Raw genomic sequence first — 21,066 nt, forward strand, 5'->3', positions numbered from 1 at the left:
TTTACCTCATAATAGTAATAGGCCCTGTAAAAGCATCTGGGAAATTAGGGTCGTTTAATTCAATGATATAATAATAGGTACCTACAGGTAATCGTTTCCCTTTATAAATCCCATCCCATGGTTCATTATATCCAATAGATCTAAATAGTAGTTGTCCCCACCTGTTATAAACTTCAACTACGGATTGAGGGAATTCTTTTATAAAGTCAATTTGCCAGTAATCGTTTGTTCCATCATCATTTGGAGTAAAACCATTTGGAAAGCTAATTTCAGGAATTGGTCTTACGTGAACAGTATCTGAATTAACACAACCATTGGTGTCAACAACGACGACTACAAAATCTTGTTCTTCATTCAATTCTATTAGCGGATTTGGTTGGTTTTCACTGCCATTAATAATATTGTCAGTAGGGCCCCATGTATAATCCTGTCCAGCTGGAGCAGTTGGAGAACCTCCTAAAGTAATTTCGGAACCAAAGATATTGGTTTGGTCTTCTCCTGCATCTACTTCAGGTAATCCCCAAACAATAAGGTTTACACTATCTCGATGTGAGCAAAAAGCATCTGAGACTTCAAGAATAAAATTACAATTTTTAACACTATCTGGACAAACATAAACACTATCAGTGTTGCTTAGTGAATTTCCAAATTCATCAAACCATTCAAAGACTATTCCAGAAGGACCTTGTCCTTGTCCAATAAAAGCAGCGCATTCTCCAATACATATTGCCGTATCTAACCCTGCATTGGCTAAGACTATATGATTAGTGTCAATACCTATGGTATCCATCTTGATACAATTATTGTTATCTGTAACAGTAAGAATATAATGTGTAGGAAGTAGTCCAGTAATATCTTCAGTATTTGCAGAGAAAGAAGTACTTGGCATCGTCTCCCAAGCATAGCTATAACCTGGTGTACCTCCAGTTACAGTTGTGTAGATTGCTCCTTCAGTAGAATAAACGCATTCTGAATTAATAGTACTATCTATATTGATGATTATTTCAGTAGGCTCTATTACTGTAATTGTGATACTGTCAGTACATCCATTAGCATCTGTAACAATAACTTTAGAATCACCTACACATAAGTTATTTTGTGTTTCGGTATTACTTCCTGTTAGCCAATTATAAGTGTAATTCAATGCTCCGCCAGTTACAACAATTGTGGAAACACCATCGCATGTTTCAAAGCATGTTGGGTTTTGTACATGGGGAACTTCAATTGAAATAGAATCTGCCTCTTCTATCACAATACTTTGAGTGGTCAAACAACCTGTATTCATATCAGTGACTTCAACTAAATGAGTGCCGGCACATAAATTATTAATGGTCGGTGTGGTAATCGTTGTATTAATCCAATTGTAAGTATAGTTCCCCGTAGTTGGAGATGCTGTTACTTGAGCACTTCCATCACATAAACCAAAACAACTAACATTTGTTCCAGAAATACTAACTATCGGAGCAGTGGTAGCGTTTACGGTATAAGTATGGACAGAAATACAACCATTATTGTCAGTGATGGTCAATTCATAAATTCCTGTCTCAAGGTTAGATAAGGTCTGTAGTGAGCTTACAAAACCATTTGGCCCATTCCAGCTTAATGTATATGGTCCATTAATCCCATTAATATTCAGAGCAATACTACCATCACTGTTGCCACAGTTTGAATTAGTTACCACAGCATTGATAATAGGTAGTTCTGGTTCAGTAATTTCAACAGGAACGACTCTTGTACATCTGTTGGAGTCGGTTACTTCTAGATAATAAGTTCCTGCCTCAAGGTTGTTAATTGAATTTGAGGTTTGCCCTGTTGGAATCCATAAATAATCGTATGGTAGGGTTCCTCCAGTTGGATTTATGATAATGGCTCCATCATTTCCTCCATTACAACTCACATCTGTTTTGTTAATGGTTTCTCCATCTGGTCCACCAATATTACTAATGATTGTTTGTAGCTGTATAGCACATCCATTATTATCTATAACTTCAAATGGATGAATTCCAGCACATAAGTTATTATGCGTTAAACCTGTTGAGCCATCTGCCCACAATATTGAATAGCTTCCACTTCCTCCTGTTGGAGTAACTGTAGTCATACCGTCACATTGCCCACAATTGGCATCTGTATTTGTTGTTGTGGCCATTAGATTATTGATAGCAATAGTTTGAACTGTTTGCTCTATAGAGCAGTTGTTAGCATCTGTAATTAGTACAGAGTTTATACCAGGACAAAGACTATCAGCAGCTTGTGTAGTTTCTCCATTATTCCATTGGTAAGAGTAGCCTAGCGTTCCTCCAAGAGGATTTACCAGAGCTGAACCGTCGCAAACACTATTACAAGAAGCTGCCATGATAGTTGGTAGTCCTAAAGTGATTGGGGTAGGCTCTGTTATGGTTAAAGCAGCTTGATTTGAACAACCTGTAGTGTTGTCTAATACGACTAAGGTATAAGCCCCTGCAGGCATGTTGTTGATTGTGGCATTTGTTTCTCCTGCTAAAAGTGTATTGCTTTGGAACCATTGGTAAGTAATTGTTCCAGTATTACCGCTAACAGTAGATGCTATTACGCCAGAGCTATCTCCAAAACAACTTAAGTCAGTCCCAGCTAAGCTAACCTCCGGGGCTGCAATGTCTGGTAAGTTGAAGTTAAAGGAAGCAGAACATGCGTTTGCATCTGTAATGGTTACGGAATAAACACCACTGTTTAAGTTGCTTACATTTGCCGTAGTACCTATTCCTCCAGCCCAATTAATTCCATAAGGAGCAACACCTCCATTAATGTTTAATGTAATCGCTCCATCACTGTTAGCACATGTTGCAGGAGTAATAAAACTGGTTGCATGAATTGCATTAGGTTCAGTAATTGTAATTGTTGCATTTCTGATACAACCATTGATATCCTGCATTTGAACGCTGTAGTTTCCAGCTGTTAAATTGGTTTGAGTATTATTGGTAGAGTTGTTGTGCGGCCAGAAATAAGTATATGGAGCAACACCACCAAGAGCTGTAATAGTAATACTACCGTCATTTCCTCCATTACAGCTAACATTATTCACTATTACATTTTCACCTGTTGGCCCTCCTGTATTATTAATAGTAACATTTGAAGTTGTTTGACAACCGTTATCATCAGAAACCAAAACAGGATAAATTCCAGCACAAAGATTTTGTATGCTATTGTTGGTGGAGTTATCAGACCATAAATAATTAATTGTTCCTATACCTCCTGTTGTAGCAAGAATAGCGCTACCATTACAACTGTCGCAGGTAGCATCAATTACCGTTGTAGTCGTTAGAATTGGACTTGGTTCAACAATAGAAGTATCAAGAGTAGATATACAGCCAACATTATCTGTTACAGTAAGTGTATAGTTTCCTGCAACAACATTCGTTAAATCTTCAGTATTGCTAATAGCGTTTGGATTCCATAATTGTGAATAAGGAGCAGTACCTCCTGATATTGAAACATAAATACCTCCATTTTGATCACCAAAGCAATTTGGCGTATGAATACTATCTACAACAATAATAGGAGCATTTATATTATTGATACTAATTAACGAATCTCTTTGACAACCATTGTCATCTGTTACAGATAGTAAATAGGTTCCTGCTCCTACAGCATTAATCGAATTCGTTGTAGAAATTGTACCTCCTCCAAATTGCCAGTCATAACTATAGTCAGGAGAAGTTAGCGTTCCACCTGAAACGTTTACTGTTGCAGATCCGTCAGCTGTATTACAGTTGGCGTCGTTTATTGTAAGGTCTAATGATAGAGCTGTAGGTGCTATTATTAGTATGGCAGTATCTTTACTACATCCATTGAAATCAGTTATTGTCAGGTTGTATGTCCCCGCCGTTAAGTTCGTTAAGTCTTCATTCACCGAGCCAGCAAATGGCGGTAAGCTAGTCCAATTGTAAGTATATGGAGTTGTTCCATTGTTTGGAGAAATATCAATAGCGCCTTGTGCTTGTCCAAAACAATTGTTGTGCGTTAGTATTGCTGGTGTTTCAATAGCTAATGGTTGGGTTAAATTATAGACATCTGCAATAATACACCCATTATTATCGGTTACTGTTAAAGAATAAGTACCTGCAGCTAAACCATTTTGATCTTCAGGTTCATTAGGAATAGTCAAGTTATCCCAATCAAAAGAATAAGGACTTGTTCCTCCTGTTACCGTAACATCAATACTTCCAGAGTTGTCATTGAAACAAGTTAGGTCTAAAGTGTTTGCTGTTAAGCTTAAAGGAGCAGGTTCTGTTATGGTTGCTGAAGTAGTAGCAATACAACCTGTTGTTTGATCGGTAACAATAACATTATATACACCTGCAATTAAAGCATTAAGATCTTCATTGTCATCATTATCTCCTGTTCCATCGATATCCCAGTCATAAGTGTAAGTATTGGTGCCTCCTACTGTTAAATCGATGGCTCCTGTTGCATTACTAAAACAATCTACATCAGTACTGTTGATCGTAAGAGGTGGAGCATTGTCATCAGATAGCGATATGATTAAACTGTTGGAACAACCATTATCATCAGTAACCGTAACTTGATAGTTGCCAGCTCCCAATGAGTTAATGGAATTAGTACTACCAATAGCTGTTCCTGAAGTTAAGTCTATCCAAGCATAATTATAGTCTGTAGTTATTGTCCCTCCAGTAACTGAAACGGTAATTTGACCATCATTAACTCCACATGTTGGGAGAGTTGGTGTAGCAGTAATTTGTATGCTGTCAGGTTGGGTAACAGCTAAGTTATTGTTATACTGGCATCCATTGTTGTCAATAATTTGAAGTTGGTAGGTACCACTCAATAGGTTGTTAATGTCTTCGGCATTTGAAGTAAAAGAGTTAGGCCCTGTCCAAGTAAAATTATATGGAGATGTACCTCCTGATGGACTAAGATCTATTCCACCAGTACTATCATTATAACAGGTTAATGAATTAACAACAGCATTATCTTGTATTGGTGCAGTAGGCCCATTAATCGTAATGACTTGATTGGTAATACAATTATTACCATCAGTAACAGCCACAGTATATGTTCCTGCTTCTACAGTAGCAATGTCTTCTGTAATCGCTCCAGTAAAAGGTAAAGGACCAGTCCAATTAAAGGTGAAGTTTGGAGTTCCGCTAACAGTAATGTCGATAGCACCTGAAGCGCCCCCATAGCAAAGTACATCTGTAACTAAAGCTGTAACAGTAGGTCCGTTAGTGTTGGATATCGCCACTATTGATGAGTCAGAACATCCATTGTTGTCGGTAACAACTACTTGATAAGACCCAGCTGGTAACGTGTTGACACTATTAGTGTTTCCTCCAATTGTCGTTCCTGGTTGGCTATTGGTAACATCAGTCCATGAATAATTATAGGTAGGGTTACCACCTGTTACATTAACAGCTATAGAACCATTACTTAACCCACAAGTAGCTTCATTGCTATTCATCACAAGGTTAAGGGCTGTTGGAGCAGTGATAACAGTAGTGTCAAAGGCTTGACATCCGTTATTATCTGTAACAATTACAGAATATGTTCCAGCACTTAAACCATTAATATCTTCTGTGTTTCCACTATTAGACCATAAAAAGCTATAATTTGGAGTTCCTCCAGTTACAGTTAAATCTATAGCACCAGTATTTAAGCCATTACAGGCAGCATTGGTCGAAACTCCATTTGCTGTTAATGCTAATAAAGGTTCATTGATGGTAACCAAAAGGTTATCAGAGCATCCTGCCGCATCAGTTGTTGTTACTGTATAGTTACCTGCTGGTAGGTTGTTTTGATTTTGAGGATCATTAGTCCCCACAAGATTATCCCAGTCAAAGGAATAAGGAAGAGTACCCCCAGATACAGAGATAACAATACTCCCCGTTGCTTCACCTCTGCATAGTACATCATTGGCATTTACCAAAGTTGTTGTAGGACCATTTGCAAGAGTAATTGTTTCGGAAGCAGTACTTGTACATCCATTATTATCTGTTACTGTAAGCGTGTAAGTATCAGCTCCTAATCCATTGATATTTGCATTTGTGCCTACAGAAGTACCTAAACTATTAGCCCAATTATAGTTATAAGTAGGAGTGCCTCCAGATACGGCTGCAGTTAACTGTCCGGTATTCGTATTACAATCAGTAGGAGTACTGGTTGTTGTAATGCTTAAAGCTGTAGGATTACTTAGGTTGAAGCATTGAGTGTTCGAACAATTATTGGCATCTGTTACAGTAATACAATATTGCCCAGCGGTTAGTGCGTTAAGGTCTTCAGTTCCTGGATCAATAAATCCAGCAGGTCCAGTCCAACTGTATGTAAAAGGAGTTGTTCCATTAGTAATTGATACATCAATAGTACCGTCATTTCCGTTGTTACAGTTGGGGTTGTTAGTTGTGCCAGCTATCAGTATTTGCAGAGGATCATTGATGGTGTCAGAAATCGTAGCGATACAACCAGCTCCATCGGTCACTTGTACAGCATATATACCGCTTTGTAAATTAGTTGCATTAAGACTTCCATTAGGTATTGCTGTATTGCCTGTCCATACAATAGGGTTGTATGGAGTTTGACCGTTAGTAATGGATAGGTTTATAGTCCCGTCAGTATTCCCAAAACAAGTTACATCAGTAGCATTGATTGTTAAATCAGGTGCGTTATTGTCTGTAATACATACCGTCGTTGTTGTAGAACAGTTGTTAGCATCGTTTACAGTAACATCATAGCATCCCGCTGGCTGATTGGATAAAGTAGAAGCAATACTTAAAACAGGAACAGTTTGCCCACTTGGTGTCCACTGGTAGGTATAGGAGTTGGGTGGAATTGGAGTTCCGTTAGAAGCGGTAACTGTTGCTGAACCATCGCTTTGTGTACAATTAGAATTTACACTTGAAGTAACAAGGTTAATCGCACTAGGTTCATTTAAGCTTATTGTTTGAGTTTGTGGACAGTTGTTATTATCGAGTACCGAAATGATATAGTTTCCTGCTACTAGCCCTCCAATATCTTCCGTGTCATCGAAATCCCCTGTACCGTCGTTGTCCCAGTCAAAGGTGAAAGGGGCGGTTCCTCCATTAACAGATAAATCAATTGAGCCATCGTTCCCTCCGTTACATAAAGGATCTGTAGTGTTTGCATTTAAACTGATAGGCTGAGGTTCGTTTATTAATTGACTTTGATTGGCAGAACATCCATTAGCATCAGTAACAGTAATATTGTAGGTGATTGTACCTGCTAATAAATTGATATCTTCAGCATTTGAAGTATATCCAGTAGGGGTTGAGGTCCAACTGTACGTTAATGTCCCTGTTCCACCTGTTGCTGTAATGTTAATAAGTCCGTCGTTGGCTCCATTACAACTTACATCATTAAAGTTATCGATGGTTAAAGTTGGAGCAACATCATCAGAAATAGTAGCGGTTATTGTTTCTGTACATCCGTTCAAGTCGGTTACTGTTAATGTATAAATACCACTTGGTTGATTGGTAATGGATGGAGAGTTCCCTCCAATTGAAGCCCCTAAAGCATCTGTCCAACTGTAATTATAGGTTGCTGTTCCTCCACTTACTGAAGCTGTAATGCTTCCAGTGCTTCCTGTACACTGAGAGTTAGTTGTGGTGGTGGAAATGACAATAGGTGTAGGCTCAGTAATATTAAAAGAAGCTGTATTGTTACAATTGTTGTCATCAGTTACGATCACAGTATAGCTTCCGGTAGGAAGACCTGAAATATCTTCGGTGTTATTTGAGTAAGCATTACTTCCTGACCAGCTGTAGGTATAACTTCCTGCTACAGTTCCACCTGTAGCAGTGATGTCAATCGCTCCATCATTACCATTATTACAAGATACAGGAGTAATGATATCTGTTATGGTAATAGGTAGTGGCTCGTTAATAGTAACAGTTTGGTTAAAAGTACAGTTGTTAGCATCTGTTAATGCAAGCGTATAATCTGCTGCACACAGTAAAAAGATGTTATCGGTATTAGGATCTGTAAAGCCTGGATCTGTAGAAGTCCATGTTGTATTATATGGCGCTGTTCCTCCTGATATATTGACCGAAATAGAACCGTCACAAATAGCATTACAACTCGCGTCATTAGAGTTGAATGTAACAGTTGGAGCAGCTAAGTCAGTGATGCAGACTTGAATGGTTTCAGTACATAAACTAGCGTCGGTTACAAGAACATCATAACATCCAGCGGCTAGATTGTTGGCAGTAGCAGAATTACTGATAACAGTACCATTGATATCCGTCCAGCTGTATGTATAGTTTGGAGTTCCACCTGTTGCTGTTGCTGTAATAGAACCATCTGATTGACCGCAGTTAGGTTGTGTGTCTGTTGTAGATATCGTAATAGGAGAAGGTTCTGTTAGAGTAAAAGCTGTATCTTTTTGACATCCATTTCCATCTCTAACGGATAGGTTATAGGTGTTTGGTGTTAGGTTAGTTTGGTTTTGATTATCATCAAAATCACCCGTTCCATCAATATCCCAATCATAGGTGTAAGTTCCAGTCCCATTAACGGGTGCTATAGTGATTTGTCCATCATTGGCATTATTACAAGTAATTGGTGTAACGACACCATTGATAAAAATTTCATCTGGTTTTGTGATGCTTAGCGTTGTATCAATAAAGCAGCCATCAGCATCTGTTATTCTTACAGTGTAAGATGCAGAATCTAACCCACTTAAGTCTTCTGTCCCAGGGTTTACAAAGCTTCCATCAGTACTGGTCCAATTCCATGTGTACCCACCAGCACCACCAGTTGTTGTTAAGTCAATTGTTCCATCATTAAGGTTAAAGCAAGTTACAGGTGTTGTGATACCGTTAGCATTGATTTGGGTAGGTTCGTTAATTGTAACTGTTTGTGTGAATATACAGTTGGTAGCATCAGTAATTTGTAAGGTGTAATCAGCTGCGCAAAGATTACTGATATCGTCTGTGTTTGGATCAACAAATCCAGGGTCAGTAGAAGTCCATGTTGTAGTATATGGAGCTGTTCCATCAGTAATAACAATGGTGATGGCTCCATCACAAACTCCATTACACGAAGCATCAGTCGGTGTTAAGGTAGCAGTTGGAGGTGCTAAGTCTGTAATACAAATTTGTTGGGTAAAGGTACAAGTATTAGCATCAGTTACTGTAACATCATAACATCCAGCGCTTAAGTTTGAAGCTGTAGCTGTGTTTCCAACATTGCTTCCACCAGCGTCAGTCCAAGAGTAATTATAAGTTGGAGTTCCACCAGCAGCTGTTGCAGTAATAGAACCGTCTGCTTGCCCACAATGGGATTGAACAGCGGTATGTGTGACAGAGATTGGGTCTGGTTCGGTTATTGTGAATACGGTATCTTTTTGGCAACCATTAGCATCTCTAACGGATAAATTATAGGTGTTAGGGGCTAATCCAGTTTGGTTTTGGTTATCGTCAAAATCCCCTGTTCCATCAATATCCCAGTCGTAGGTATAAGTCCCTGTTCCATTAGTTGGTGCGAGGTTAATTTGAGCATTGTCATCGCCATTACAAAGTATTGGGCTTACAGTTGGGTTGATAAAAATTTCATCAGGTTTTGAAATTGTTAGCGTTGTATCAATAAAACAGCCATCAGCATCTGTAATACGCACAGTATATGAGGCAGAATCTAATCCACTGAGATCTTCTGTTCCTGGATTGATAAAACTTCCATCAGTACTGGTCCAGTTCCATGTGTATCCACCAGCTCCACCAGTTGTAGTCAAATCAATTGTCCCATCTGTTAAATTAAAGCAAGTGACATCCGTAGCTATTCCATTAGCATTAATTTGAGTGGGTTCAGCTATTGTGATTGAAAGTGAATCTTGACATCCAATATCGTCAGTGACTAAAACTTGATAAGTTCCGCCTGACAGTCCAGTTTGGTTTTGACTAGCTGGAGAAAGACCACTACCATCGCTGGTTGTCCATAGGTAAGTATAGGTCCCAGAAGAAGTTCCTCCACTAACGTTTATAGTGATTGTCCCACTGTTATCTCCAAAGCAGTTGTTATCAGTATGTGTTTCAGTAATAGTGATTGTAGGAGGTGCGTTTAATGGGGTGATTTGTAGACTGTCCATACATCCATCTGAATCTGTAACCACAGCATAGTAATTGGTGAATGGGCATAAAGAACTAACAGATTGACCTGAGAAAGGTTGAAGAATACCGCTTCCTAATGTCCCTTGATACCAAGAAACATTTACATAAGGAGGAGTCCCTCCTGTTACATTCAATGACACTTGACCATCACATGTATTAGAACATTGGGCATCAGTACTTGAGGCAACCGAAATGGTCATGGGTTGTTTGTCAGCTAATGTTACAGCAGTGTCAATAGCACAACCAGTATTGTCGGTAAGGTGTAAATTGTAAGTGTTATTCTCGCATAAGTTGGATGCAGTATTAGTATTTCCTACATTCGTTCCAGGTCCAACTTCTGTCCAAGTAAAATTGTATGGAGCTCCTGTTCCTCCAGTTGGAGTACTGGTTAGTATACCATCGCAGGCGTTGTTACAAGTAACTTCAGTGATGTTGATATTAGCAAATATTGGTGGGGGAGTAACAATGTTTACAGTAGTATCAAATTGACAACCGTTTAAGTCGGTGATGGTTAATGTGCTACTTCCAATACAAAGGCTTGATGCATTCTGAGTTGTTTCTCCATTCGTCCAATTAAAGTTGTAAGGGGGAACACCAAAAACAGGAGAATGAGTAGCTGTACCATCGCAGGTGTTAAAACATGATGGTGGCGTAAGTGTAAAATTAATTGTTCTTAATCGATCGGGAACATTTAGAACATGAGAAGCAGCACAGGTAACACCTTGTCCAACATCGGTAACTAATACCTGTATAGAACTTTGGTCACAGACATTTGTCCATGATTGAGCTGTTTGAGTAGCAGGATTACCTGATCCTAGCCATTGAAATGTAAAAGGTCCAACACCTCCAGTAACATTAACAGTATAAAAACCTGTACATCCATCAGCACATTGTAACTCATAACCATTGTAGTTGGAGTCGGGAACAATTTGAATAGAGAATTGGTTTGGAGCTGTTCCGCAGGTAACGACGTTTCCTTTTTGGTAAATGGGAGTGTTGTTCAAATCTCTTTTATGTACCTGTGGTAAAAGAGAGTCTGGTATAAGTTGACTATGTATTTGATTAATCATAGCCAGACAAAGTAATATTATGATAAAGTGCTTCACTTAAAAAACAGAAATTATGGTAAATAATTTATTTACGTAAAGTGGTTAAAGTTAAGGAAAATAAAGATAAGTTGAAAAAAACAATTTTTTTTTATTTGATTGTAGCCAATATATGGATTAATGGCGTTTTATTAATTGAAGATAGGGCATTGATACTCATGTCCTTGTTCGTGTCCACAGGCATTAATGACCAAGATCAATTCGTGGGTATTGGCGCTACCTAGTCTAAGACTAGAAACAGTATAGTCGTAGGAATACCCTAATGTGAAATATTTAGCAAATTTTAGTTTCATTAGAGCGCCTATTTGATCTTGATTTCGCCAACCTATACCGATGTCAAACGAACGGTTAAGTTCAGCGATTAAATTGAGGTCAAGTGATGGGGTAGAAAAAGCAGCGTATTTTAACATTGCTGAGGGAATGACATTGATTTTACCTGCTTTAAATCGTTTTCCTCCGACAATATAGTGATGCCATCTGTTTCTAGATTGCTCAGATCCTATAATTTTCCATTTATTTCTTGCCAGTTGTTTAATGCTAAATCCGGCAAACCAATCTTGGTGGCTAAGAAATAACCCAGGAGAGAAGTCAGGCACCATTAACGTTGCTCCAGAACCATTGATGAGCGGGTCATCTGCTTGAGCAACAGTGATTTTAGAGGCGTCAATTTTAAATTGGTGTAATCCTGCAAAAAGACCAAAGGAAGCATTGATTTCTCTGGAAATAGGGAGGTGGTAGGCGTAAGCAATATTGATGGATGTTCTTGCCGCTGGTCCAATGACATCATTTTCTATATACATACCCAGTCCATGCTTAGAGCGATTAGTTGGTCTTCGTTTTAACTTTAATTCTGTGGTAAAACTACCGAAGCCTGTTTTTGGGGCACCTTCTAAGTTGAGCCATTGACTCCGGTATCCTAAAGAAAAATTTAAACAAGGTTGACTACCTGCCATAGCTGGGTTTATGGCGAAGTAGTTAAAAATATATTGACTAAATTGTGATGCTTGTTGAGCATTATAGTTTAGTGAAACTACACAGAAGAACGATATGCATAATAATGTTTTCATATTCTTCTAATAGATAAGAGTTATTGGGCCAATAAAGTGATTGTTTTTCTTACCTGATTTTAAATCTATGGAATAGAAGTAGGTACCGGAAGGTAAACGTTGGCCATTTTGAGTTCCATCCCATCTTCTTGCATTAGTATATCCAATTGTTTTGAAGACTTGTTGTCCCCATCGATCAAAGACAACAACTTCAGCTCCTGGATAATTGTCTATTCTTCCTATAATCCAAGTGTCATTTATTCCATCGTTATTTGGAGTGAGTGTATTGGGAACACTAATTGGTTCAAAGACATCAACAATAATGTCATCTTGGTAGGTACAACCATCAGCTGTCGTTAAAGAGAGGTAATAAGTTGTGGTTTCCTCAGGGGTAGAAACTGGAGAAAGTGAGGTTGTATTGGATAAATAGTTTGGGGGACTCCATTCAAAACCATCAGGAGCAGATCCAGATAGGGTTGTAGATTCTCCTGTTTCTATAGATACATCAGGCCCTGCATCAATGGTATAGGTTACAGCTGATCCAGTTGTGGTAATGTTAAAATAACATTCAGCGGGGTTGGTAATACCTGTACCATTCAAATCGCCATCTACTAATACATAGTAAGTCGTATTAGGGGTTAGGTTGGTTGCTGATAGAGAAAAATCACTAGAGCTGTTAGAGACACAGTTGGATACCGCCGTGTAGCTTGATTCGTCACAAGGTGTTGTGGCTTCAATTATTACAGCCTGTAGTTCATTGTCATACGCAGGGTCGTTGGTGCAATTAATATTACTGAAATTGACAGAGGCATCTCCTCCGTTATCGTTAGTCGTAAAGGTAAACCAAGTCGTGTTGTCTAGAGCAAAACAAAAGTTGCCATTGTTAGAACTACCGTCTGAACACCCTGAGCAAGCAGATACTGTTGCGCCTACATTATTGGCTAACGTTGTTTGATTTCCACATAATATTGTTGCGGAAGAACAGTTGTCGTTTGCAGCTTGAGTATAAAAAGGTGCAGCATAAAGGAATAGAAAAAATATCACGAGGTATCTCATAAAACAAATATAAAGATTATTTACATAAACGAAAATAAGCATTATTAGATTCAAAAAAGTATACAAAAGTACTACTGTTAATGATTGAATGTTTATAAAATAGATGGGGGAAGAATAAAAATTGAGAAAATATTGTGATATTCGCGGTTTGGATTAGTATTTGAATAGAAGAAAATTGGTGAGTAGATTAGTTAGGATAGCGTTTTATATTTTCATCCCCGTAATGTTGTGGTCTTGTGGAGGAAAGAAAAGAACAGTGGATGGTATGAAACTTAAAAACCTTAATTGGAAAGTTTTAGTAGATTCAATGAGGAATAATGAGTTTGATTACAGTTGGATTCGTTCAAAAGCATCTGCTAGTGTTGTGTTTAAAAACGATAAAAACACAGTAAAAGCTAATTTCAGAATAAGAAGAGACAGTGCAAGTTGGATTAATTTGTCAAAAGGGGTTCAGATTATGACAGCTATAGCTTCAAACGATTCAATAAAGGTGCTTAAGAAAATAGGGAAGAAAGAATACTATATTGATGATTTTAAGACGGTGAATAAATTCTTAAATACTACTGTTGACTATTCATTGTTGGAGGATTTTTTTGCTGGAAATGCTATTGGATTTGATTACGATTCTACCAAGTATAAGTCAGGGATAGACGATGGCCTTTACATACTAAGTTCTGATAAAATCAAAAAAATGGATAAGCTCTTAAAGAAAGGAGCGAATAGAAACCGAGAGTTTTTATACAGATGCTGGGTAAACCCCGTAAATTATAGATGTCAAAAAGTGCGTGTAGATGTTTTACGTGATACAACAGCCCTAATTGTTGAATATTCTGATTGGGAAACAATAGATCAAGGTGGGCAGTTCCCTTATCACACATCGATAGTTCTAGAAACTCCTAGGGATACAATATCGTTAGCTTTGAAGTATAGTAAGGTAACGATTAATGATCCACAGTCGATGCCTTTTAAATTGACAAAGTCTTACGAACCAATGGTTTTTGAATAATTATGAGAGTTGGCTTGTTTATCATATTATTTTTAGTCCCTTTTTTTACCTTTTCTCAAGGAAGTAAAAAGTTAAAGCAACAAGAGGCGGTACTCAAAAAGAAAATAGCAAACACTAAAAATCTTATTCAACAAACAAGAAAGACTGAACAGCTTACCATGACTGAGTTGGCGATTATTAATCATCAAATTGCTTACCGAGAATCATTGATGGATAATATTAATTATCAAATGAAGCGACTGGATGACGAGTTAATTGAAAGTCAGAAAGAATTACAGCTTTTAGAAAATGATTTAAAGCTGTTAAAGGAAGAGTATGCTAAGATGTTGAGGTATGCTTTTAAAAATAGAGAGGAGGATTACAAAATGATTTATGTATTTTCTGCAAAATCTTATACAGAAGCTTATCACAGGTTAAAGTATATCGAACAATATAAAGATTTTAGGCAGAAACAGGTTGAAAGAATTTTAAAAACCAAGCAAGAGCTAGAACAGAAAATAATTGAGATAGAAGTTTTAAAGACCAATAAAAAAGAGTTAGTAGAAGTACAAGAGCAGGAAAAGAGTTTGTTTTTAAAAGATAAGGAAACGCAACAATCTTCGTTACAAAAATTACAGGCCAATGAGGCTCAATTAAAAGCTCAGTTACAAAAACAACAACGAAAGCAACAACAAATAGCAAAAGCTATTAGAAAGGCGATAGAAGCAGAAATAGCAGCAGAGGCGAAAAAAAATAAGACAAAAGGATTTGTCTCAACTCCAGAAACTTCTGCACTGTCTAAAACGTTTGCTGCAAATAAAGGGAAATTACCTTGGCCAGTTTTTAAAGGGGAAATTACAGGGCGTTATGGTAAACAACAACATGATGTTGTGAGTACAGCTTATGTAGAGAATAATGGTATTGATATTACTACCGAGAAAGGAGCTAGTGTAAGGGCTGTTTTTGGAGGTAAGGTGTCTAGTGTTTTTGTAATCCCTGGAGCAGGGAAAGTTGTAATGGTTAGCCATGGAAGTTATCGTACTGTTTATTCTAATCTTGAAGAAGTTTTTGTTAAAAAAGGGGACGAAATTTCGATTAAACAGAAAATAGGGAAGTTGTTGCCAGCTTCTTCCGGAAGTGTATCTGAAGCGCATTTTGAGATTTGGTATATTACTTCATCGGGTATGAAAAGCCAAAACCCATCTCTTTGGATTTACAGGTAATTTTCTTACTTTTCAAGCATGAATGATTTGAAAACAAAGACTTGTTTGAATTGTTCTAGTGATTTACTAGAACATCAAAACTATTGTCCTAATTGTGGTCAAAAGAATAGAAAAGTAGACTATCGTTTAAGAGATTTATTGTTGCATTTTTTTGAAGATTATTTTGCTTTTGATAATAAAATTATTCAGACATTAATTTTGCTGATTAAGAAGCCAGGTCAGCTTTCTTTGGCTTTTTTTGAAGGAAAGCGGATGAGTTATGTTTTGCCTTTGAAGCTGTATTTTTTTGTTGCATTTATTAGTTTGTTGTTAATGTCTGCGTTGGATTTATTTACTTTTCAAAGTCAAGATTCATTTGTAGATGGCTTTAGTGAGGGAATCGAAATTTCTTATGATTCGAGTGAAGATAGTGGGGGAGAAGAGCAAGCAGAAATAGATGCTTTAGGTTTAGATGTGGGAAAAGATATATCCTATGTCTTAAAGGAAAAAAGTGCTTTGTTTATTTTGTTTGAAATGCCAGTATTTGCTTTTTTTATTTATCTGTTTTTTTACAAAAAGAATCGTTATTATACTGAGGCCTTTGTGGTGGCTTTACATATTCAAACGTTATTTTTTATTAGCATATTTTTAGGGAAACTTTTGGGAATGATCTCTCCAATGGCAAGTTTGTTTTTTATACTTGTTTATCTAGTTTACGCTACGTTGTCTTTAAAGCGATATTATCAAAATGGTCTTGTAGTCAGTTTTATGAAGCTATTTGCAATACAGTTATTGCAGGTTTTAGTTGTTCTAGGGATAACAGTACTCTATATATTTATACGATTATATAGTTCAGGTTTTACTCAATAACCTTAGCATCTTCTAAGATGTAGCTCAATTGATAAATATCGTCAGGATTAAGTCGAAGTTTCCCCTCAAAAGTAATGATTTGATCCATTCTTAATCCGCTATGTTCTCCTACAATTTGAACTTCCATCACAGATTCTGGTCCAGCACCTCCACAGAAAAAACAAGAGCTGTAAGGGTTCGCAGATAAAACATAATAGTCTTGAATAACATCAACAGGGATGATGTATCCTCGAATTTGGACTTTTTTTCCATTTAATGAGGATATTTTTTTTCCAAATTTAGGGACTTGGTAGTATCCTTGGAATTCTTCAGAAAATACCTCTTCAAATGTAACGTCTTTTAAAACTTCCCAAGTAATGATGGTTTGACTTTTAATTGAGGCAGTTACCCCCAATGCGAGAATAAGTGTGATGATTAAATTTTTCATTGCTTATTTATTCGATAATGTTTTTGAAATATCTGTTCGATATGCTTTTATGGCTGGGTATAATGCAGAGATTATGCCAATTAATACGGCTCCTCCTAAAATTGTCCATTCTTCTTTTAGCCAAATCCAGCCTGTAAAATTGTAATGGTAAGTTTCGGCTAAGTATCCAGAGAAAATTTCCATACCAATGTGACTAAAACCTATTCCTAAGAGGTAACCTAAAATAGCAAGGAGGAATCCTTCGAGTAGTATCATGGTAAAAACTTTAGTTGTTGAAGCTCCCATAGTTCGCATAATTGCAATCTCGTATTGACGGTCTTTTAAAGAGTTTAGCATAGCGATAAACATACTGGCAGATGCAATGATTACAATAACCATAGACATCAGTGAAATAATGCTTATTGCAGGCTCTATTAATTCAAACAACTGTCTGATTTCTATTGCAGGTTCAGCAGCCATCATGCCATCAGTATTGTTGGCGATTCCAGGAAGCGTAAAACGTGCCCTTGTTGTTTTATACTGGATTAACATTGCTGTGATCTCTCTAGTTTTAAAGTCGATATCTTTTAAAATAGCATCATAATCTTTTGGGGCATCATCGTGGTGATGTTCATGATGATGGTGGTGAGCATGTTCGTCGTGGTGATGATGTTCATCATGATTGTGAACTTCTTTTTCTAATTTAGCATCGTGTTCCTCTTTTGAGATAATATCAAAGCTCCCTCCAGAGTCATGGTCATGGCCTGCATGTAAAATCCAAACACTCTCTAGGGATGTTAATAATAAGTTGTCTAATACTGTGTTTGACTTTTTTAGAATTCCAACAACAGTATATAAGTGGTCTGTATGTTCATCAATTGATTCCCCTAAACCATGTCCACCTGCAAACGTATCACCAATTTTTAATCCAAATTTTTTAGCGACATCGTAACCAATTGTAGATTCTAATGGCTTTTTCCAAAGTTTCCCTTTTGCTATTTCTCCTTTGTATAAATGAATATAATCATGCGTTGTAGCTAGAATTCTATAAGATTTATAATTATCTCCTATAGAAACAGGAATGGCCTTTTCCACCATAGGATGCATTCTAGCAAAGCCAGTTCGTGCATAGTTAATGTTTCCTGTAGGTTTATCAATTTGGTAGAGGTTGCAGAGTACAGATTGTAACCGGCTTCCCTCAGCTCCAATGACTAAATCAATTCCACCTGCATTATTTTTGAATTTTTCATTGATTTGGTAGTGGGTGAGGAGGGTAATTAAAATAATGGTAATCCCTGAAGCAAGGAGTAACAAAGACAGCCCGCTAGAAAGTGGTCGGTAAAGGATGTTTTTCCAACTAATTTTTAAGACATTCATAGTTTTATTTTCGTTTTAAACGCGTTAGAAAGTCTGTTGTCATGCGTTACAACTAATAGTGTGGCATTAGACTTATTAGCTTGTTCTATTAAGAGGTTTATTACGGTGTCACAATTTTCATCGTCTAAAGCAGAAGTGGGTTCGTCTGCTAAAATGAGTTGCGGAGAATTGATTAGAGCTCTTGCAATAGAAACACGTTGTTTTTGTCCTTGGCTTAATTCTTTAGTTTTGGCATTAAGTTTATCTAAAATGTCTAATTCTGAGAGTAAAGCTTTTATTTTATCGAGGTCTTTTTTACCACCAGCCAATGTTTGTGCTAGGTATAGATTTTCTTTTACAGATAATGCATCAATAAAATGAGGTGTTTGGAAGATAATTCCTATTTCTTGACCTCTGAATTGATCCAAGTTGGCGTCGCTTAAGTTGTTAAGAGTCGTGTCGTTTATGGTGATGGTTCCTTCTTGAGGCCTTAATAGCCCTGCTAATAGGTGTAAAAGCGTTGTTTTACCACAACCGCTTTTCCCTAAGAGAAGAGCATGGGATGCGTTATCTAAGTTGATGTCTGGAAATTGAATAGCATTTCCATTTTTGTATTTAAAGGCTATGTTTGTTGTGGTTAACATTTTTAATTGTTGTTATTTGAAGGAAGATGTAAAAAATCGGTAATCACTTTACCTATCTCTTTGTATTTGTTGATAATCATAGGGTGTCCACCTCCTTTGATTACATAACAATTTCCAATGTGTTTAATAGGAAAAACAATGTCCTTATCTCCATGGATATGTAATAGGTTTTGATGCTCATAATCGCTATCCCAATCACTCACTTGCTTCATTACCCATTTGTCAAAGCCTCCAGTACTTTTTGCAACCATTGCTTTTGTATCCTCATTGTAAATAGCTTTGTATGATTTTTTTACATAAGTAGAAATATGGAACCCTTTATTGAAAATGTGTTTCATTATCTTATCTGGAACCATCGAAATAAAGAAGCTAGCACCTTTTAATTTCATTATTGGGCTTAATTCCTCTCTGTTTTTTGCAGAAGAAATGATAATAATTTTTTCTGGGTGTTTGATTTTAGCTATTTCCATAGCTAATATTCCACCAAACGATGTTCCTACAATAACAAACGGCTCAGATTCATCTATTTCTTGACTCATCTTAATGGCATAATCATGTAAAGATTCATCGTCATCAAGTGATTTAAACTCTATCACTTCACATGGAGCGTCTAGTTCATTAACTAAATCTTTGTAGATTGTTTTGTCGGTAGCCAGTCCAGGTACTAAATATATTTTATTGTATTTACTCATTCTCAAAATCCTTGCGCAACAACAAAAATAATGAAAATCAGTGAGATGACCAATAGTTGGGTTACCACCCAGTAATAGCTACAGTAGAAGAACGATTATAAGGTGCTCCGTTACTCCAGTTTGGGTGTTGAACATTTAAAAATAAGGTTTTGTTGTCTGGTGTAAATATTGCTCCTGTAAATTCAGCTCCCATAGGAGAGATGGCAAAACGATGCAAGTCATTGACTGTTGGTTGTTCAATACTTAAATCAAGGAAGTATAGTTCAGTATACCAATGGTTTTTTCGTTCTGCATGCAAAGGGACTCTTCCTTTACTGTTGTCGTTAATGTCTTCGCATATCACTAAATAATCTTTTCCTCCTTGTTGAGTCATTGTGATGCAATCAGGGTTGGAGAATACAGTTGCTCCATCGGCACCAATCCCTCCTTCGAGGTAAACACTCATTTTATTGGTTTCGGTATCAAATATTAGAATTCTTCCAAATACATCTTCGTAGATGTTTCCTTCTGGATTGAGATAGTCTCTATAGTGTTTAGCTGGTATTGCTCCATTTTTAATTGGACGCGTCCAATCAGTATGATCATGCCCCGTTTCAGCAATGTAAATTTTATTTCCTTTCCTAACAACCCATTCGTGGCGCATAAAAATACTTGCACCCATTGCAATTGCAGTATCTCTAATGTTTATTAAAGAAGCGGTGTCGCGAGGTAAAGTAAGCCATTTCCCAGACTCTCCATCCATAGTTTGTTGATAGGCATATAATTGTCCTTGGGAATAGTCGTCTTCTTGATCGGCAACAAACTTAAACCATACTCCTGGTTCTTTGTCGTCTGTTAAATATACCGTTTTTCGATCCTCCATAAATTCTAAGTCCTCGTGGAAGTAGCAGCCCATAGCATAGATCTTTTGAGTTGCTTTTCGAGTTTTTGGGTCGACTTCAACAATGTATCCAATGTTTTCATGAAATTTTAAGTTGCCTACATCACTGGTGTCCGTATGTCCTTTCCCTTTTCTATAGAAATAGCTATTGCTTTTTCCTTGATGCTCTTCGCAAGTATATATCATCCCATTTGGAGCGACACTACCTCCACAGTTTCTATCGGTACCTCTTACAGAAGAAAAATCAACATGATGATAAGGTGAAGTAACGTCCCATGTAGCGTTATTTTTATTGACAGTAAACATAGTCGCTCCGCCACCGTCACCTAAAATTGGGTGACTTCCTTTTAACTCGTGACTGACAAACAACCAACCACTGTTGTTGGAATCTGGTAGGAATGCTAACATGTCGTGATTTCCTTTGGCAGGAGCAGAAGTACTATCGTTTACAACGACAATACTTTCTTTTTCTTTAAATAAGATTTGAGCAGAAAACCCTTCAGGAATGAGTAAGGTTTTGTTTTTAAAATTGGTATCTAAACAGGTAAAAATGCTGTCTAAAGGAATTGTGGTAGAGGGGGTGTTTTTAATTGGTGTAATTGTATCAGCAGAAACAGTTTGCTTTTCATGTTGAGATGAATGTTTAGAGGTAGAGTCGCTGTTGCATGAAAACAGGAAAAGTCCTGAGAGAACTAAAAAAAAGTATTTCAT

11 protein-coding genes are annotated in these 21,066 nt (G+C 37.1%); 3 read left to right on the top strand and 8 right to left on the bottom strand.

Annotated features, from left to right (window positions below; translation table 11 throughout):
• Position 1 precedes the first annotated feature (1 nt).
• The 3 genes from N4A35_13390 to N4A35_13400 form a co-directional block, all read right to left on the bottom strand.
• Entirely contained in the window at positions 2-11,182 is an 11,181-nt protein-coding gene (locus N4A35_13390; GenBank protein MCT4582402.1) for a gliding motility-associated C-terminal domain-containing protein, read from the bottom strand.
• Positions 11,183-11,349: 167 nt separating this feature from the next.
• Complete coding sequence (locus tag N4A35_13395) at positions 11,350-12,285, bottom strand: type IX secretion system membrane protein PorP/SprF (protein ID MCT4582403.1); 936 nt, start codon at positions 12,283-12,285, stop codon at positions 11,350-11,352.
• A gap of 6 nt (positions 12,286-12,291) precedes the next feature.
• Positions 12,292-13,320 (bottom strand): gliding motility-associated C-terminal domain-containing protein, encoded by a 1,029-nt coding sequence (locus tag N4A35_13400; GenBank protein MCT4582404.1) that lies wholly within the window; start codon positions 13,318-13,320, stop codon positions 12,292-12,294.
• A 178-nt stretch (positions 13,321-13,498) separates the two neighbouring features.
• Between N4A35_13400 and N4A35_13405 the strand changes: the two genes are divergently transcribed.
• The 3 genes from N4A35_13405 to N4A35_13415 are packed head-to-tail and all read left to right on the top strand — an operon-like array spanning position 13,499 to position 16,377.
• A complete protein-coding gene (locus N4A35_13405; protein MCT4582405.1) occupies positions 13,499-14,326 on the top strand; it encodes a DUF4292 domain-containing protein in 828 nt (275 codons plus the stop codon).
• Between the two features lie 2 nt (positions 14,327-14,328).
• Positions 14,329-15,528: a peptidoglycan DD-metalloendopeptidase family protein gene (locus N4A35_13410; GenBank protein ID MCT4582406.1), complete on the top strand. Its 1,200-nt coding sequence runs from the start codon at positions 14,329-14,331 to the stop codon at positions 15,526-15,528.
• Between the two features lie 27 nt (positions 15,529-15,555).
• Positions 15,556-16,377: a DUF3667 domain-containing protein gene (locus N4A35_13415; GenBank protein MCT4582407.1), complete on the top strand. Its 822-nt coding sequence runs from the start codon at positions 15,556-15,558 to the stop codon at positions 16,375-16,377.
• Here the strand turns inward: N4A35_13415 and N4A35_13420 are convergent.
• From N4A35_13420 to N4A35_13440, 5 genes are all read right to left on the bottom strand, one after another.
• Positions 16,367-16,804 (bottom strand): DUF3299 domain-containing protein, encoded by a 438-nt coding sequence (locus tag N4A35_13420; GenBank protein MCT4582408.1) that lies wholly within the window; start codon positions 16,802-16,804, stop codon positions 16,367-16,369. The two genes, N4A35_13415 and N4A35_13420, sit on opposite strands and share 11 nt — an antisense overlap.
• Before the next feature lie 3 nt (positions 16,805-16,807).
• Entirely contained in the window at positions 16,808-18,160 is a 1,353-nt protein-coding gene (locus N4A35_13425; protein MCT4582409.1) for an ABC transporter permease, read from the bottom strand.
• Positions 18,157-18,783: an ATP-binding cassette domain-containing protein gene (locus tag N4A35_13430; GenBank protein MCT4582410.1), complete on the bottom strand. Its 627-nt coding sequence runs from the start codon at positions 18,781-18,783 to the stop codon at positions 18,157-18,159. Before N4A35_13430 ends, N4A35_13425 begins: the two co-directional genes overlap by 4 nt.
• Positions 18,784-18,785: 2 nt before the next feature.
• Positions 18,786-19,475: an alpha/beta hydrolase gene (locus tag N4A35_13435; GenBank protein ID MCT4582411.1), complete on the bottom strand. Its 690-nt coding sequence runs from the start codon at positions 19,473-19,475 to the stop codon at positions 18,786-18,788.
• 61 nt (positions 19,476-19,536) lie between these two features.
• Positions 19,537-21,066 carry a PhoX family protein gene (locus N4A35_13440; protein MCT4582412.1) on the bottom strand — a complete coding sequence of 510 codons (1,530 nt, stop codon included), beginning with the start codon at positions 21,064-21,066 and terminating at the stop codon, positions 19,537-19,539.

This window comes from Flavobacteriales bacterium, from assembly GCA_025210295.1.
GTDB lineage: Bacteria > Bacteroidota > Bacteroidia > Flavobacteriales_D > Parvicellaceae > S010-51.

Coding starts and splice junctions, on each gene's coding strand:
- N4A35_13395 (MCT4582403.1), bottom strand. CDS start 12,285: ATGAAAACATTATTATGCATATCGTTCTTCTGTGTAGTTTCACTAAAC.
- N4A35_13400 (MCT4582404.1), bottom strand. CDS start 13,320: ATGAGATACCTCGTGATATTTTTTCTATTCCTTTATGCTGCACCTTTT.
- N4A35_13425 (MCT4582409.1), bottom strand. CDS start 18,160: ATGAATGTCTTAAAAATTAGTTGGAAAAACATCCTTTACCGACCACTT.
- N4A35_13420 (MCT4582408.1), bottom strand. CDS start 16,804: ATGAAAAATTTAATCATCACACTTATTCTCGCATTGGGGGTAACTGCC.
- N4A35_13430 (MCT4582410.1), bottom strand. CDS start 18,783: ATGTTAACCACAACAAACATAGCCTTTAAATACAAAAATGGAAATGCT.
- N4A35_13410 (MCT4582406.1), top strand. CDS start 14,329: ATGAGAGTTGGCTTGTTTATCATATTATTTTTAGTCCCTTTTTTTACC.
- N4A35_13440 (MCT4582412.1), bottom strand. CDS start 21,066: ATGAAATACTTTTTTTTAGTTCTCTCAGGACTTTTCCTGTTTTCATGC.
- N4A35_13435 (MCT4582411.1), bottom strand. CDS start 19,475: ATGAGTAAATACAATAAAATATATTTAGTACCTGGACTGGCTACCGAC.
- N4A35_13390 (MCT4582402.1), bottom strand. CDS start 11,182: ATGATTAATCAAATACATAGTCAACTTATACCAGACTCTCTTTTACCA.